Annotated in this window: 18 protein-coding genes; 14 read left to right on the top strand and 4 right to left on the bottom strand. The window is 72.2% G+C overall.

What is annotated here, in order from left to right; all coding sequences use genetic code 11:
* The first annotated feature begins 38 nt into the window (after nt 1-38).
* The 6 genes from OG509_RS17645 (at nt 39) to OG509_RS17620 (ending at nt 4,944) form a co-directional block, all read left to right on the top strand.
* Nucleotides 39-869: a hypothetical protein gene (locus OG509_RS17645; protein WP_406183482.1), complete on the top strand. Its 831-nt coding sequence runs from the start codon at nt 39-41 to the stop codon at nt 867-869.
* The gene (locus OG509_RS17640; protein ID WP_406183481.1) at nt 866-1,687 is read left to right on the top strand and encodes a hypothetical protein; all 822 of its coding nucleotides are present in this window, start codon (nt 866-868) and stop codon (nt 1,685-1,687) included. The genes OG509_RS17645 and OG509_RS17640 overlap by 4 nt, the downstream gene beginning before the upstream one ends.
* A complete protein-coding gene (locus OG509_RS17635; RefSeq protein ID WP_406183480.1) occupies nt 1,684-2,583 on the top strand; it encodes a hypothetical protein in 900 nt (299 codons plus the stop codon). The genes OG509_RS17640 and OG509_RS17635 overlap by 4 nt, the downstream gene beginning before the upstream one ends.
* Nucleotides 2,584-2,859: 276 nt before the next feature.
* The gene (locus OG509_RS17630; protein WP_030157076.1) at nt 2,860-3,432 is read left to right on the top strand and encodes an FABP family protein; all 573 of its coding nucleotides are present in this window, start codon (nt 2,860-2,862) and stop codon (nt 3,430-3,432) included.
* Nucleotides 3,433-3,509: 77 nt separating this feature from the next.
* Complete coding sequence (locus tag OG509_RS17625; protein WP_385582881.1) at nt 3,510-3,965, top strand: Fur family transcriptional regulator; 456 nt, start codon at nt 3,510-3,512, stop codon at nt 3,963-3,965.
* A gap of 10 nt (nt 3,966-3,975) precedes the next feature.
* Entirely contained in the window at nt 3,976-4,944 is a 969-nt protein-coding gene (locus tag OG509_RS17620) for a YgfZ/GcvT domain-containing protein (RefSeq protein ID WP_406183479.1), read from the top strand.
* 7 nt (nt 4,945-4,951) lie between these two features.
* On the opposite strand, the gene dtd is transcribed toward OG509_RS17620, so the two are convergent.
* Entirely contained in the window at nt 4,952-5,377 is a 426-nt protein-coding gene (dtd, locus tag OG509_RS17615) for a D-aminoacyl-tRNA deacylase (RefSeq protein WP_030157071.1), read from the bottom strand.
* 161 nt (nt 5,378-5,538) lie between these two features.
* On the opposite strand from dtd, the gene OG509_RS17610 reads away from it, so the two are divergent.
* From OG509_RS17610 to OG509_RS17575, 8 genes are all read left to right on the top strand, one after another.
* On the top strand, nt 5,539-6,147 hold the full coding sequence (locus OG509_RS17610) for an AmfC protein (RefSeq protein ID WP_406183478.1): 609 nt from the start codon (nt 5,539-5,541) through the stop codon (nt 6,145-6,147).
* A gap of 63 nt (nt 6,148-6,210) precedes the next feature.
* Entirely contained in the window at nt 6,211-7,455 is a 1,245-nt protein-coding gene (locus OG509_RS17605) for a GNAT family N-acetyltransferase (RefSeq protein WP_406183477.1), read from the top strand.
* Nucleotides 7,456-7,460: 5 nt separating this feature from the next.
* Nucleotides 7,461-8,237, top strand: a complete 777-nt coding sequence (locus OG509_RS17600) for a putative protein N(5)-glutamine methyltransferase (protein ID WP_406183476.1) — start codon at nt 7,461-7,463, stop codon at nt 8,235-8,237.
* A gap of 63 nt (nt 8,238-8,300) precedes the next feature.
* Nucleotides 8,301-8,738 (top strand): helix-turn-helix domain-containing protein, encoded by a 438-nt coding sequence (locus OG509_RS17595; RefSeq protein WP_406183475.1) that lies wholly within the window; start codon nt 8,301-8,303, stop codon nt 8,736-8,738.
* Nucleotides 8,739-8,748: 10 nt separating this feature from the next.
* Nucleotides 8,749-9,168, top strand: coding sequence for a VOC family protein (locus OG509_RS17590; protein ID WP_406183474.1), 420 nt, complete (start codon nt 8,749-8,751; stop codon nt 9,166-9,168).
* A 51-nt stretch (nt 9,169-9,219) separates the two neighbouring features.
* Entirely contained in the window at nt 9,220-9,645 is a 426-nt protein-coding gene (locus OG509_RS17585) for a helix-turn-helix domain-containing protein (RefSeq protein ID WP_406183473.1), read from the top strand.
* A 26-nt stretch (nt 9,646-9,671) separates the two neighbouring features.
* The gene (locus OG509_RS17580) at nt 9,672-10,238 is read left to right on the top strand and encodes a hypothetical protein (protein ID WP_406183472.1); all 567 of its coding nucleotides are present in this window, start codon (nt 9,672-9,674) and stop codon (nt 10,236-10,238) included.
* Nucleotides 10,239-10,361: 123 nt separating this feature from the next.
* Entirely contained in the window at nt 10,362-10,709 is a 348-nt protein-coding gene (locus OG509_RS17575; protein ID WP_030157060.1) for a DUF2516 family protein, read from the top strand.
* Between the two features lie 5 nt (nt 10,710-10,714).
* On the opposite strand, the gene OG509_RS17570 is transcribed toward OG509_RS17575, so the two are convergent.
* The 3 genes from OG509_RS17570 to OG509_RS17560 all read right to left on the bottom strand — a co-directional run bounded on the left by OG509_RS17570 (nt 10,715) and on the right by OG509_RS17560 (nt 14,490).
* On the bottom strand, nt 10,715-12,037 hold the full coding sequence (locus OG509_RS17570; protein ID WP_406183471.1) for a PP2C family protein-serine/threonine phosphatase: 1,323 nt from the start codon (nt 12,035-12,037) through the stop codon (nt 10,715-10,717).
* A gap of 297 nt (nt 12,038-12,334) precedes the next feature.
* The gene (locus OG509_RS17565) at nt 12,335-13,396 is read right to left on the bottom strand and encodes an NlpC/P60 family protein (protein ID WP_406183470.1); all 1,062 of its coding nucleotides are present in this window, start codon (nt 13,394-13,396) and stop codon (nt 12,335-12,337) included.
* 281 nt (nt 13,397-13,677) lie between these two features.
* Entirely contained in the window at nt 13,678-14,490 is an 813-nt protein-coding gene (locus OG509_RS17560) for a class I SAM-dependent methyltransferase (protein ID WP_403729416.1), read from the bottom strand.
* Nucleotides 14,491-14,613 lie beyond the last annotated feature (123 nt).

Here is a 14,613-nt window from a genome sequence, read left to right as displayed (position 1 = left end):
TGATCGCACCCGCATGCCACGTCCTGCGGGGGGAACCTTTGGAAGACGAACAGAACATCCCTGAGCGGTGGAAAGAGGGGGAGAGCCGCCCGGATTCGGGCACCTCGGACCCCGCCCCGGCTCCGGCCGACCTGCCCGCCACCCCGGCCGCACCGCGCCGCCGGGGCCGTACCCCGCTGCTGATCGCCGGCGCCGTCGTACTCGGTGTCCTGGCAGGCACGGTCACCGGCTACGCGATCCAGTACGACCGCGAGCCGACCCCGCTGCCGCCGCTGGCCCAGCAGAAGCTCCCCGAGCCCAAGCCCGTGGCGCCCGACGAGGCGACCACGCACAAGACGATCAACGCCAACCGCTGGCACCAGAGCGATGACGACCTCACCAAGGTGCTGATCGGGGTGCCGAGCGGGGCGAAGGTCGTCCAGGGGCCCGGCTACGACACGCTCGACTCTTTCGCGACGACCTTCGAACGGCCGGACGCGGCCCTCAGTGATTTCGCGCACGACGGCTTCCGCCGCCTCGCGACCGAGGTGTGGGAGGAGAACGACCGGTTCACGGAGATCCGGCTGGTGCAGTTCAACACCTTCGCCGGCGCCGAGGAGTTCCAGAAGGAGCAGTCGGCGTACATGTCCGAGAAGAGGTACGCGGGCAACAGCGGGGTGAGCCTTCCCGGCGTTCCCGCGGACATCGGGCACGTCTGGGTGCACTCGGAGCTCGACGAGGAGCCGGGGTACCTCCCACAGCGCAAGTCCCGGGCCATCGTTCGCCGCGGCGACATCGTCATGGACATCTTCTACGAGGACCAGCGCGGCAGGAGCATCCCCGAGAGCGATGTCATCGACCTGGCCAAGCGACAGCTGGAGCGACTGTGAACGAGCCGCAGAACGACACGGCCCCGGCCCCGGCCCCGGCTCCGGAGCCCTCGCCCACGGCGTCGCACGAGGCGCCGGAGCACGCCCGCACGGCCGGCCGCAAGAAGGCCTCTCTCGTCGCGGCGGGCGTGGCCGTCGCCGTCCTCGCGGGCGGCGGCATCTGGGCGGCCTCCGCGCTCGCGCAGGCCGACCGGGACGCGCCCACCGCCTACTGGGTCGCCGACGGCGAGCGGATGCCGAAGACCGAGGAGCGCGCGCAGGTGCCGCCGAACGCCCTCACCGGCAAGCTGCTCCCGGTCCCGAGCGGCTTCTCCCTGGGCCCGGACCTCGACGCCGACGGCAACGACTTCTACGTTTCCGGCGCGCAGGCCGTGGAAAGCCTCGACGAGGCCCGCGAAGGGCTCTCCACCTCGGAGCGCAAGAAGCGCGGCGACATGCTGGCCGGCCTCAAGCTGAAGGGCCTGGCCGGGCGCGGGTACACCGGCCGCCAAGGTGACCTGGTGATGGAGGTCCGCATCATGCAGGCCGACCCGCAGGCCCTGGGGGCCTTCTCCGAGGTCACCAAGAAACTCCTCGAATACACCGGCGACGGCCGCGAGGCGCCGAAGGTGGACGGCTTCGCCGACGCCAAGTGCTCGCTGGTGGCCGTCGGCGAGGAGAAGAAGGAGAAGATCGACTCTGTCTACTGCGTGGCGGTCCAGGGCGACGTGCTCGTCAATTTCCGCGCGTACGGGCGGATGCCGCTGCCGACCTCCGAAGCCGTCGGGTTCTTCAAGGACCAGCTGAGCCACCTGAAGTCCCCCGGGGAGTCCGCGTGACCGAGCAGCAGACCAGCACCGAAGCCGCCCCCGAGGCCCGGACCCCCGAGGCCGCCGAGCCCCGGACCGCCATGGCTCCCGGGCCCCAGGCCCCCGTGGCCCCCCGGGCGGCGGATCCCGAGGTGCCCGCCGCGCCCAAGGACCGGCGCAAGCTGTACACCGCCCTGCGCTGGACGGCCGCGGTCGTCGCCTTCGCCGGCTTCGGCGCGGGCACCGCGTATGCGATCGCCCGGCCCGAGCGCACCGACATCCCGGGGCTCTCCACCAAGGACGACGGCCGCTGGGAGTACCCGGCCCTGGCCAAGCCCACACCGCCCCCCGGCGCGCCGCTGCCCTTCGCCAAGGACAACGCGGACGGCATCCACTACGCCGGCCTGACCGAGTTCCTCCTGCCGGCCCCGAAGGGCTCCTCGCCCGACTCCGCGCTGAAGCTGGAGAAGGACTCGGTGGTGTCCCCGGACACCTTCCTGGAGGAGTACGACCCCGCCGCCCGCGAGAAGCTCAAGCAGGGCTTCACCGACAACGGTCTACGCCAGATCGTGGCCCGCGGCTGGACCACCCCGGACGGCGTCCGTACCCGGATCTACCTGCTGCGCTTCCACTCCTCCGGGTTCGCGGACGCCTTCAAGGGCTGCGCCGCCGACATGAACCTGAACGGCGTCAAGCGGTTCGAGGTCGACAGCTCCTGGGCCAAGGCCAAGACCGGCAAGGCCCAGCCGGACCTCCGCAGGGTCTCGGTCCGAAAGGAGTCCACCCCCTTCGGCGACGAGCAGACAAAGGCCGGCTGCATCCAGTCGGGCGACGTGCAGGCCGTGATCCTCCAGGTCCGAAAGGGCGAGGTCCCCACCGTCCCCCTCCACCAGACGGTGATCCTGCAGAACCAGCTGCTGGGCTGACCACCTGCGGGAAAGGCCGTGCGGCCTACCTCACGGAGTGCTCCGGTCCCCGGGCCAGTAGGCTTGGGGGCCGGCCCCGTACACGCCCACATCACTTCGAGGAGCACCCCGTGCTTGAGGCAATCTTCACCTCCCTGCTGGTCCTGGTCTGCGTCGGCGTGCTCGCCTTCAGCGGCCTCGCAGTGAAGAAGCTGTACCAGGGCCAGCGCTGATCGTCCGATCGGCCGCCCTCCCGGACCCGGAACCCCTCCCCACAGATCGCCTGAGCAGCCACACATGATCCAGATCCCGTCCGACCTGAACCCGGGCCTCGTCCCCCTCGCCTTCCTCCTCGGTACGTGGGAGGGCGCGGGCGTCTTCGACTTCCCCGGTGAAGAGAAGTGCAACTTCGGCCAGGAAGTCGTCTTCAGCCACGACGGCCGGGACTTCCTGGAGTACACCTCCCACAGCTGGGTCCTCGACGCCGAGGGCAACAAGGTGCGGCCGCTGGAGTCCGAGTCCGGCTACTGGCGCATCGACAAGGACCGCAAGGTCGAGATCGTCATGGTCCGCGACCAGGGCGTCGTCGAGGTCTGGTACGGCGAGCTCGCCGACCAGAAGCCCCAGATCGACCTGGTCACGGACGCCGTCGCCCGCACCGCCGCCTCCGGCCCGTACAGCGGCGGCAAGCGGCTCTACGGCTACGTGAAGAGCGACCTGATGTGGGTCGGCGAGAAGGCCACCCCGGACGTCGAGCTGCGCCCGTACATGTCGGCCCAGCTCAAGAAGGTCGTCACCCCGGAGGAGGTCGCCGAGATGGCGCGCAACCTCCCGGACATGCCGGACGACGGCATCGCCTTCTTCCGCTGACGGAAACCGGCGGGAACAGCGTGAAAGGGGACCGCGGGCTCGGCCCGCGGTCCCCTTCGCGCGCTTACACTGGCCGGGTGGGGAGCATCGGAGACACCGAGAGTGCCGACTGGAAGACCGACCTGCGGCAGCGCGGATACCGGCTGACCCCGCAGCGCCAGCTCGTGCTGGAAGCCGTCGACAGCCTGGAGCACGCGACGCCGGACGAGATCCTCGCCCAGGTGCGCAAGACCGCCTCCGGGGTCAACATCTCCACCGTCTACCGCACGCTGGAGCTCCTGGAGGAGCTGAAGCTGGTCTCGCACGCCCACCTCGGGCACGGGGCCCCCACGTACCACCTCGCCGACCGGCACCACCACATCCACCTGGTCTGCCGCGAGTGCACCGAGGTGATCGAGGCGGACGTGGACATCGCCGCCGAGTTCACCGCGAAGCTGCGCGCCACCTTCGGCTTCGAGACCGACATGAAGCACTTCGCGATCTTCGGGCTCTGCAAGAAGTGCGCCGCCAAGCAGCAGGACGCCCCGTCGTAGGCTTGGTGGCATGACCAGCAGCCCCTTGCTCCATCTCCCCGGCGCCGTACCGGCCGAAGGCCGCGACGAGGGCGTCGCCGCCCACTACGGAGAGCTGTACGGCGAACAGCGCGCGCTCGCCGACGGCCGCGGTTTCGTCGACCTCTCGCACCGCGGAGTCGTCACCGTCACCGGACCGGAGCGGCTGAGCTGGCTGCACCTGCTGCTCACCCAGCACCTGACGGAACTCCCGCCCGGGCAGGCCACCGAGGCGCTGATCCTCTCCGCCAACGGGCACATCGAGCACGCGCTCTACCTCGTCGACGACGGCGAGACCGTGTGGGCGCACGTGGAGCCCGGCACCCAGGAGGCGCTGATCGCCTACCTGGAGTCGATGAAGTTCTTCTACCGCGTCGAAATCGCCGACCGGACCGCGGACTTCGCCGTCGTCCACCTGCCGGCCGGCTCCATCGCCGAGCTCGCCAAGGAGCACCCCGTACGGGAGACCCCGTACGGCCGCGACGTCTTCCTGCCCCGCGCCGAGCTGGAGGCCTTCGCCGCCGCGCACGCGCCCGCCGCCGGGCTCCTCGCGTACGAGGCCCTGCGCGTGGAGGCGCACCGGCCGCGGGTCGGCCTGGAGACCGACCACCGCACCATCCCGCACGAGCTGGGCTGGATCGGCACCGCCGTGCACCTCCAGAAGGGCTGCTACCGCGGCCAGGAGACGGTGGCCCGCGTCCACAACCTGGGGAAGCCGCCCCGTCGGCTGGTCTTCCTGCACCTGGACGGCTCCGAGGTGCTCCTCCCTGGGCACGGCACGCCGATCCGGCTCGCCGCCGACGGGGAGGAGGGCCGCCAGCTGGGCTTCGTGACCACCGCGGTCCGCCACCACGAGCTCGGCCCGATCGCGCTCGCGCTGGTCAAGCGGAACGTGCCGGTCGACGCCCCGCTGCTGGCCGGGAAGACGGCCGCCGCGCAGGAGGTCGTCGTAGCGCCGTAGTCGCGTTTCAGATGTCGATGACGATGGTGAACGGGCCGTGGTTGGTGAGGGAGACCCGCATGTCCGCGCCGAACCGGCCCGTCTCCACCGTCGCCCCCAGCGCGCGCAGCTGCGCGACGACCTCGTCGACCAGAGGCTCGGCGACCTCGCCCGGCGCCGCCGCGTTCCAGGTGGGGCGCCGGCCCTTGCGGGCGTCCCCGTAGAGCGTGAACTGCGAGATCACCAGCAGCGGCGCGTTCACGTCGCTGCAGGACTTCTCCGCCTCCAGGATCCGTACGGACCACAGCTTGCGCGCCAGCTGCGCCGCCTTCTCCGGCGTGTCGTCGTGGGTCACCCCCACCAGCACGCACAGCCCCTCGCCGACGATCTCGCCCACGGTCTCGCCGGCCACGACGACGCTCGCGCCGTCCACCCTCTGCACCACTGCTCGCATACCACCTGTGTACCAGGCGTGCACCCATCAGGGGCCGATCGGGTGGCGTGGGACTGCACCGGCACCACGGAGAGTGGCACGATGCACGCAGGCGGTGCTTCCCTCCGGTCCCACGGGCCGGGGAGACCCCATGCACCGGTCGAGGGGACGGACATGTTCACATGAATTCTTCTGGTACCTCCGTACCTGCATCACCCGCACCTGCATCACCCGCGGCCACTCCGACGGGCGCGGTCAGACCACCCGCGCAGCGCACGGGCGGGGAGCAGGCGCCGACCACGCCCGCCACCGCGCTCGGGCTGCCGGAGCTGCGCACGCTGCGCCGCGACGCGCAGCGCGACGAGGCCGATCTGAGCTACGTACGCAGACTTCTCCAGGGCCGGATCGACATCCTGCGTGCCGAACTGGCCCGGCGCAGCGACCCGGAGGCACCGGTGACCCCGGAGCCGCCGGTGGTCGACCGGCTCTCGGAGATCCTCGCCGACGCGCCGTCCAGACGCAGCGCCTCGGCCCGGCACGTCACGCTCTGCACTCCGCACAGCGAGGAGTTCCGGCTGCTGGCGGCGGAGATGCTCTCCGATGTGGAGCTGTCGGACTTGGCCGCCCGCACCGACGGCGAACTGCACGACGCGATGGGCCGGTTGGTGCGGTACGAGCAGCAGGTCTCGCGGCGGCGGCAGCAGTTGCAGCGCACGGCGGACGACTGCAGCGCGGAGATCACCCGGCGCTACCGGGAGGGCGAGGCACAGGTGGACGACCTGCTGGTGTAGCCAGGCGGCCCGGGACCGTAATTCGGGCGACGGGGGCCGGGGCGGCGATTAGCGTGGCCGGTTATGAGTGCTGACGTGCGGCCGATCGCCGAATCCGAACTCCCCGAGTGGCTCGGAGCCGTGAACACCGGCTTCCTGCGCCCCGACCGCGTCACCGAGTCCGACATCGCCCAGCGCGCCAAGCACGGCGACCTCGGGCGCACGCTGGGCGCCTTCGACGCCTCCACCGGCCGCTGCGTGGCCACCTTGCGGTCCTTCGCCCAGGAGCTGACCGTCCCGGGCGGGGCGACCGTGGCCGCGAGCGCCGTCACCAACGTCGCCGTGCTGCCCACGCACCGCCGGCGCGGCCTGCTGACCCGGATGATGGCCACCGAGCTGGCGGCCGCGCAGGCGCGCGGCGACGTCGTGTCCACGCTGATCGCCGCCGAGTACCCGATCTACGGGCGGTACGGGTACGGGCCGGCCGCCTCGATCGCCGAGTGGGAGATCGACGTGAGCCGCACCGGGCTCGACCCGCGCTGGTCCGGGCCCGCGGACGGCGGCCGGATCGAGCTGGTGGACGCGGCCGGGGCGCGCACGATCGGCCCCGGGCTGCACGAGCGGCTGCGGGCGGTCTCGCCCGGCACGGTCGACCGGAACGCGCGCTGGTGGAGCCTGACCACCGGGCTGGAGGAGGTGTCCTCCCGCCCGTACAAGGACAAGTTCTACGCCGTGTACCGGACGGCGGAGGGCGAGCCGGCCGGCCTCGCCGTGTATGCGTCCGACGCGCACTGGACGGACGCGAAGGTGCCGCTCAACACCGTGCAGGTCAAGGACCTGATCGCGGTCACGCCGCAGGCGCAGCGCGCGCTGTGGCACTTCCTGTGCTCGATCGACTGGGTGCTGAAGGTGCGCACCGGCTTCCGGGCCCCCGACGACCTCGTCGCCCGGTTGCTGCCCGACCCGCGTGCGGCCGCGATCGTGACGGCCTCGGACTTCCTGTGGGTGCGCGTGCTGGACGTCGTACGGGCGCTGGGCGCGCGGACGTACGCCGTGCCCGGGGTGCTCGTACTGGAGGTGACGGATCCGGCGGGTCCGGCCGCCGGGCGCTACCGTCTGGACGCGGGCACGGGGGAGTGCACGACCACGGAGGAGCCGGCCGACCTGCGGCTCGACGCGTCGGCGCTGGGCTCCCTGTACCTCGGCGACGAGTCGGCGGTGCGGCTCGGCGCGCTCGGGCGGATCGCGGAGGAGCGGCCGGGGGCGCTGGCGCTCGCGGACGCGGTGTTCCGCACGGCGCGCCGCCCGTGGTGCCCGGACGTCTTCTGAGAGCGATGGAACCGATGACTTCGATTGTGGAAACCCTGCGGGCGGCGGGCTGCGTCTTCGCGGAGGAGGAGGCGGAGCTGCTGACGGCCGCCGCCGAGGACGGCGGGCACCTGGCGGACCTGGTGGCCCGCCGGGCCGGCGGCGAACCGCTGGAACACGTCGTCGGCTGGGCGGAGTTCTGCGGGCTGCGCATGCGGGTGGGCGAGGGGGCCTTCGTACCGCGCCGGCGCACCGAATTCCTGGTGCAGGAGGCCGTGGCCCTGGGCCGGCCGGACGCCGTCGTACTGGACCTGTGCTGCGGGGTCGGCGCGCTGGGCGCGGCGGTGGCGGCGCAGCTGGGCCCCCGGGTGGAACTGCACGCGGCGGACATCGACCCGGCGGCGCTGGCGTACGCGCGGCTGAACGTGGCCCCGTACGGCGGGCAGGTCCACGAGGGCGACCTGTACGCGGCGCTGCCGGACTCGCTGCGCGGGCGGGTGGACCTGCTGCTGGTCAACGCCCCGTACGTGCCGACGGAGGAGATCGGGCTGCTCCCGGCGGAGGCCCGCGACCACGAGCCGCTGACCTCCCTGGACGGCGGCCCGGACGGCCTGGACATCCACCGCCGGGTCGCGGCGGGGGCCCTGCCGTGGCTGGCCCCGGGCGGCCGCCTGCTGATCGAGACGAGCGCCCGCCAGTCCCCCCGCACGGCCTCGGCCCTCTCGGCGGCAGGCCTGGCAGTCCGCGCCACCACCTCGGAAGACCTGCACGCAACCCTGGCAATCGGCACCCGCGCGGCCTAGGGGGGCCGGGGGCGGCTCGGGTGTGGGGTCCCGTTGGTGGGGGTGGCGCCGTACGCTGGCCGGGTGACGCTTGAGGACCTCGTACGGCTGCGCCGGGCTCGGGACATGATGGACCGCGAGTACGCGCGGCCCCTCGACGTGGCCGAGCTCGCGCGGGTGGCCCTGATGTCGCCGGGGCACTTCTCCCGCAGCTTCCGGGCCGCCTTCGGGGAGACCCCGTACAGCTACCTGATGACGCGCCGCGTCGAGCGGGCCAAGGCGCTGCTGCGGCGGGGAGACCTGACCGTGACGGAGGTCTGCTTCGAGGTCGGCTGTACCTCGCTGGGGTCGTTCAGCTCCCGCTTCACCGAGCTGGTCGGCGAGAGCCCGAGCGCGTACCGGGCCCGCAGCCATGAACCGGGCGCGGCCATTCCGGCGTGCATCGCCAAGATCCTCACGCGGCCGGTCAGGAACGGCCCGGCCGAGAGCGGCCCGGAAGCGGAATCCGTCTCCCGCGCTTAGCGTCGGTGGCATGGAAATCAAGCTGTCCCAGTGCTTCATCGCGGTCGACGACCACGAGAAGGCGCTCGCCTTCTACCGCGACGCCCTAGGCCTTGAGGTGCGCAACGACGTGGCGTTCGAGGGGATGCGCTGGGTGACCGTCGGCTCGCCCGCGCAGCCGGACGTGGAGATCGTCCTCGAACCGCCGGCCGCCAACCCGAACGCCGCGCCCGCCGACAAGCGGGCGATGGCCGAGCTGCTGGCCAAGGGCATGCTGCGCGGCGTGATCTTCTCCACCGACGACGTCGACGCCGCCTTCGAACGCATCCGGGCCGCCGGCGCCGAGGTCCTCCAGGAGCCGGCCGACCAGCCGTACGGGGTGCGCGACTGCGCCTTCCGCGACCCGGCCGGCAACATGCTCCGCTTCAGCCAGCCCCGCGCCCGTGGGTGATTTTGCAAGCAGGTGCTTGCAATAGTTAGCAGGGTCGGGCAGGATCGGGGCATGGCATCGCTCAACGTCGGAAATCTCGGCGAATACCTCCGTGAGCAGCGGCGGCAGGCCCAGCTTTCGCTGCGGCAGCTGGCCGATGCGGCGGGGGTGTCGAATCCGTACCTGAGCCAGATCGAGCGCGGGCTGCGCAAGCCGAGCGCGGACATCCTCCAGCAGCTGGCCAAGGCGCTGCGGATCTCCGCGGAGACGCTGTACGTGCAGGCCGGGATCCTCGACGAGCGCGATCGCGACGAGGTCGAGACGCGGGCCGTCATACTCGGCGACCCGTCCATCAACGAGCGGCAGAAGCAGGTGCTGCTCCAGATCTACGACTCGTTCCGCAAGGAGAACGCGGCCGAGACCGAGGCCGACCCGGCCGACCCGGCCGATCCGTCCGACCCGTCCGGCGGGGACGACGCGATGCACCCTACGAACTGAACTGTGATCCGGGAGGACCAGCCACCATGGCCATCGCCGATGACCTGAAGAAGACCCTCACCGACCCGACGCCGCTCTACTTCGCCGCCGGCACCGCCGACCTCGCGGTGCAGCAGGCCAAGAAGGTGCCAGGGCTCATCGAGCAGCTGCGCGCCGAGGCCCCCGCGCGCATCGAGGCCGTGAAGAACACCGACCCGAAGATCGTGCAGGACAAGGCGCGCGAGGCGCAGGAGGCGGTCGCCGCCAAGTTCGCCGAGGTGATGACCGCGATCGACCCGAAGAAGCTCGGGGAGAGCGCGCAGGACCTGGCGCTGCGCGGGGTCGGCGTGGCCGCCGAGTACGCGGTGCGCGCCAAGGAGACGTACGACAAGGTCGCCGAGCACGGCGAGCAGGCCGTACGGACGTGGCGCGGCGAGGTCTCCGAGGAGATCGTCGACATCGCGGTCGCCGTCGAGCCCAAGCAGGAGCAGCAGCCGGAGCAGGAGGCCGCCGCCGCCGACTTCTCGGCCGATGAGAAGCCCGCCGCCCGGCGGAACACGGCGCGCAAGAACAACGTGAAGAAGGCCGCCGTCGTCGCCGGCGACGAGAGCTGAAACCGTGACGGCGGGCCGGGCACCAGTGCGGTGTCCGGCCCGTTGTTGTTTGCGAAGGCCGCTCTGCCGGTAGCGTGGAGGCAGGCGGCATCAGGCGTGCAAGCGTGAGAAGGCGGTCAGGCGATGTTGATGAACGGGTTCGATAACGGAGTGCTTCCGTTGCTCGGGTTCGCCATGCTGGCGCTCGCCGTCGTGGCCTTCGTCTTCGCGCTGCTGGCGCGTGAGGACGCGTACCGCGCCGCCGACAAGCAGACCAAGACGTTCTGGCTGGTCATCCTCGGGGTCACCGTGCTGGTGGACTTCTTCCTGGGGATGCTGTTCCTGGAGATCGCCGGCCTCGTGGCCACCATCGTGTTCTTCGTCGACGTGCGCCCCGCCCTCAAGCAGGTCTCGGGCGGCGGCCGGGGCGGTCGGCGCAGCGGCGGGAGCAGCAGCGACGGTCCGTACGGCCCGTACAACGGCGGGCGCTGAGCCCGTCAGGATTCGTTGCGCGAGAGCAGGACCACGGCCACGTCGTCGGTGAGCTCGCCGCCGTTGAGGTGCCGGGCCTCGGTGACGGAGGCCTCCAGCAGGCCCTCGCCGCTCAGGCCGCGGTCGAGGTGCCGGTTGATCATCTCGACCATCCCGTCCTGCCCCAGCCGCTCCTTGCCCTCGCCGATGCGGCCCTCGATCAGGCCGTCCGTGTAGAGCATCAGGCTCCAGGTGCCGCCAAGCTCGACCTGGCGGCGTGGCCAGCGGGCCTTGGGCAGCAGGCCGAGCGCCGGGCCGCTGTTCTCGTACGGGAGGAGCCGCGCGCGGCGGCCCGGCCGGGATATCAGCGGGGCCGGATGGCCGGCCAGGCACAGGCCGGCGCGGCGGCCGTCGGGGGAGATGTCCACCGTGCACAGGGTCGCGAAGATCTCGTCGCCGGGGCGCTCCACCTCCAGGACCTCCTGGAGGGTCGACAGCAGGTCGTCGCCGCAGAGGCCGGCCAGGGTCAGGGCGCGCCAGGCGATGCGCAGCTCGACGCCGAGGGCGGCCTCGTCGGGGCCGTGGCCGCAGACGTCGCCGATCATGGCGTGGACGGTGCCGTCGGGGGTGCGGACGGTGTCGTAGAAGTCCCCGCCGAGGAGGGCGCGGCTGCGGCCGGGGCGGTAGCGGGCGGCGAAGCGGAGATCGGAGCCTTCGAGGAGGGGGTTGGGGAGCAGGCCCCGCTCCAGGCGGGCGTTCTCCTGGGCCCGAAGTTTCGATTCTGCGAGCTTGTACTGGGCGATGTCCGCCCGCTTTCTCTCCACGGCGTAGCGGATCGCCCGGCTCAGCAGGCGGCCGTCGAGCTCGTCGCGGAAGAGGAAGTCCTGCGCGCCGACCCGTACGGCCTCGGCGGCGCGCTCGGCGTCGGCCTCGGCGGTGAGGACGAGGACGGCGTGGCGGGGCGCGATCCGGAGCACCTCGCGGAGGGTGTCCAGCTGGTCGACGACGGCGGTGCGCGCGCCGCCCGCCGTCGTGGATCCGGTGGCGGGGAGGGAGAGGTCGAGCAGGATGCAGTGCACGTCGTGGGTGAGCAGGCGTGCGGCCTCGGTGAGGTTGCGGGCGGTGCGGAGGCGGATGCGGTGCCGGTCGGCGTCGAGGATCTCGGGGACGGTGAGTCCGCCCGCGGGGTCGTCCTCGATCACCAGCAGGGTCAGTGACGCCTGGGGTGCGGTGGCGTGCGCGGCCGGCGGCGGGGTTGCCTGCGGGATCGACTGAGGGGTCGCCTGCGGGATTGCCTGAGCGCTCTCCGTGGCGGGGGTGTCCCTCTGCCGCGGTACGGGTACGGCCATCGTCTCCGGTTCCTTCCCTCCCCCCGAGGGTGCGTCCGGCAGACCCTAGCGGGCCGTGGCCGGGGAGCGGAATGGCGTTCCGGGCCAGGGCCGCTGTCATATGCCGTTATCGCGGGGGAAAGTCCGCCTCACTGGGTGCCCACTGAATGAGAAACGTCACGGCGTCGGTGATCGCCGTCCCGACCAACGAGACGCAGCCCGCCCCTCCGGGGTTCCCTCACCGCGGGGCCGGGCCCGTGCTCCGGGGCCGCGCCCCGGCGGGCGGGGCTCCGGGCCCGTTACGGCCGTGAGCAGCGGTTACGCGTCGGGGCGGACCACTGCCTTGATCGGCATCGAGCCGGCTCCGGCCAGGGTGACGTTGCGGCCCGGGCGGGGGGCGTGGATCATCGCGCCGTCGCCGACGTACATCCCGACGTGGCTCGCGTCGTCGAAGTAGATGATCAGGTCACCCGGCCGCATGTCCTTGATCGCGACCTTCGGCAGCAGCCGCAGCTGCTCCTGCGAGGTGCGCGGGATGCCCTTGCCCGCCGCCCGCCAGGCCTGCGAGGTGAGGCCGGAGCAGTCGAACGAGTCCGGGCCCTCGGCGCCCCACACGTACGGCTTGCCCATCTGCGCCGTGGCGTACTGGAGCGCCTTCTTCCCCGACTCCGACGCCGAGCTGTTGATCTCCTTCAGCACGCCCGTCGAGAGCCACGCCGTCTGGGCCTTGTACTGGGCTTCCTGCTCCAGCTGGATCAGCCGGGCCTTCTCCTCGGCCTCCAGCTTGCTCTCCAGCGACTCGGCCGACTTGATCTTCTCCTCGATCTGCTTCTTCGAGGTCTCCTGCTTGATCCGGTTGGCTTCGAGCTTCTCCCACTGCGCGGTCGCGTCCTTCGCGTACTGCTGCAAGTCGCTCTGCGTGCGGTTCATTTCGGACAGCAGGTCCGCGGTCGCCTTCTCGCCCTGGCGGATCCGGTCCGCCCCGTCGAGGAACTGGCTCGGGCTGTTGCTCAGCGCCAGTTGGGCGCCGGCCGGCATCCCGCCCGAGCGGTATTGGGCGCGCGCGGCGGCCCCCGCGCGGTTCTTCAGCGCCGTGATCCGGTCCTGGCCGGCCACCACCTGCTTCGCGATCTCGACGATCTTGGCGGACTGCGCCTTGGCCTCGCTCTCCGCGAGGTTGTACGCGTCCGTCGCCGTGCCCGCCTGGCGGTACAGCTCGTCGATCTCCTGGCGCACCTGCTCAAGGGACTTGGCGCCGGGCTCGGGCATCGGTGCCGCCTGCGCCACGCCCGTCATGGCCGACACCGCCAGCAGCGCCGTCGCACACAGCAGCGTGAGAGCGGACGCGCCCCTCCATCGCCTGCGCTCCACGGTCCCCATGGTCCCCCCAAGGTGCCCCGAGTCGGATCCGTATCAGATCTGACTATTCGTCAGTAACATTGCCCTGCCTTCGGGATGGTGCCACGAGTGGGTGAATTCCAACACCCTCGCGGATGTCGTCCCGATCTTGGCTCTTGTCCTGGCTCGGCCACGGCTACGGCCTCGGCTACCGGCCGCGGCTACCGGCCGCGGCCCCGGCTGCCGGCCCCGCCCAGTCCCCCAGACCCATCCCCGACGACTCAACGGGCCACCCCGGCATCCGGTTCCCCGCCCCGCCACATTCACCCCGCCGGGCGCAACGCCTCCCAGCGCACCGTCAGTTCCCCCTGCCGCCACCGCCCCGGCCCGTCCGCCAGCGGCCAGTCCGCGGCCAGCGCCCGCGCCGTCCGGATCCAGCGCTGGCGCGCACCGTACGAGGCGTACGGGGCGGCCGCCGCCCACGCGCGGTCGAAGTCACGCAGGAACGCGTGCACCGGTTCCCCCGGCACATTGCGGTGGATGAGCGCCTTCGGCAGCCGCTCCGCCAGATCCGAGGGGCGCTCCAGGGAGCCCAGCCGGGTCGCGAACGTCACCGTGCGCGCCCCCTCGGGCCCCAAGGCGACCCACACATGGCGGCGTCCGATCTCGTCACAGGTGCCCTCGACGAGCAGCCCGTCCGGGGTCAGCCGGGCGCACAGCCGCTCCCACACCGCCGCCACCTGCTCCTCGTCGTACTGGCGCAGTACGTTCGCCGCGCGGATCAGCGTCGGCCGGGCCCCGCCCTCCAGCGGCACCTCGAACCCGCCGTGCCGGAAGCTCAGCCCCTCCCGCTCGTACGGCTTCGCCCCCGCGACCCGCGCCGGCTCGATCTCGATGCCGACCACCCGCACCCGCGGCGCCGCCTCCCGCAGCCGGGCCAGCAGCTCCACCGCCGTCCACGGCGCGGCCCCGTAGCCGAGGTCCACCGCGACCGGGGCCTCCGAGCGCCGCAGCACCGGTCCGTGCGTGGCCGCGATCCAGCGGTCCATCCGGCGCAGCCGGTTCGGATTCGTCGTCCCGCGCGTCACCGTGCCCACAGGGCGGCGCGGGGGCGGGGCGGCGGAGCGGGAGGACATGCGCCGAGCGTAAGCGGAGGCCGCCCACCTGACGGAATCCGCCCCCGGGCAGGCCCTCGACGCAAACGCCGGGGAAAAAGGCGCGCTCCCCCGGAATGCGGGACGCGGCCATCCGGGTTGCAC

The sequence above is a fragment of the Streptomyces sp. NBC_01006 genome, assembly GCF_045162725.1.
Classification (GTDB): Bacteria; Actinomycetota; Actinomycetes; order Streptomycetales; family Streptomycetaceae; genus Streptomyces.
Note: the sequence above shows the minus strand (reverse complement) of the source record. Positions and strands in the feature narration are given on the sequence as shown.

Excerpts from the sequence above, each read along its gene's own strand:
- OG509_RS17570 (WP_406183471.1), bottom strand. The coding sequence starts at position 12,037 with ATGGCCGTACCCGTACCGCGGCAGAGGGACACCCCCGCCACGGAGAGC.
- OG509_RS17560 (WP_403729416.1), bottom strand. The coding sequence starts at position 14,490 with ATGTCCTCCCGCTCCGCCGCCCCGCCCCCGCGCCGCCCTGTGGGCACG.
- OG509_RS17610 (WP_406183478.1), top strand. The coding sequence starts at position 5,539 with ATGAATTCTTCTGGTACCTCCGTACCTGCATCACCCGCACCTGCATCA.
- OG509_RS17630 (WP_030157076.1), top strand. The coding sequence starts at position 2,860 with ATGATCCAGATCCCGTCCGACCTGAACCCGGGCCTCGTCCCCCTCGCC.
- OG509_RS17590 (WP_406183474.1), top strand. The coding sequence starts at position 8,749 with ATGGAAATCAAGCTGTCCCAGTGCTTCATCGCGGTCGACGACCACGAG.
- OG509_RS17605 (WP_406183477.1), top strand. The coding sequence starts at position 6,211 with ATGAGTGCTGACGTGCGGCCGATCGCCGAATCCGAACTCCCCGAGTGG.
- dtd (WP_030157071.1), bottom strand. The coding sequence starts at position 5,377 with ATGCGAGCAGTGGTGCAGAGGGTGGACGGCGCGAGCGTCGTCGTGGCC.
- OG509_RS17565 (WP_406183470.1), bottom strand. The coding sequence starts at position 13,396 with ATGGGGACCGTGGAGCGCAGGCGATGGAGGGGCGCGTCCGCTCTCACG.
- OG509_RS17600 (WP_406183476.1), top strand. The coding sequence starts at position 7,461 with ATGGAACCGATGACTTCGATTGTGGAAACCCTGCGGGCGGCGGGCTGC.
- OG509_RS17575 (WP_030157060.1), top strand. The coding sequence starts at position 10,362 with ATGTTGATGAACGGGTTCGATAACGGAGTGCTTCCGTTGCTCGGGTTC.
- OG509_RS17580 (WP_406183472.1), top strand. The coding sequence starts at position 9,672 with ATGGCCATCGCCGATGACCTGAAGAAGACCCTCACCGACCCGACGCCG.
- OG509_RS17585 (WP_406183473.1), top strand. The coding sequence starts at position 9,220 with ATGGCATCGCTCAACGTCGGAAATCTCGGCGAATACCTCCGTGAGCAG.
- OG509_RS17620 (WP_406183479.1), top strand. The coding sequence starts at position 3,976 with ATGACCAGCAGCCCCTTGCTCCATCTCCCCGGCGCCGTACCGGCCGAA.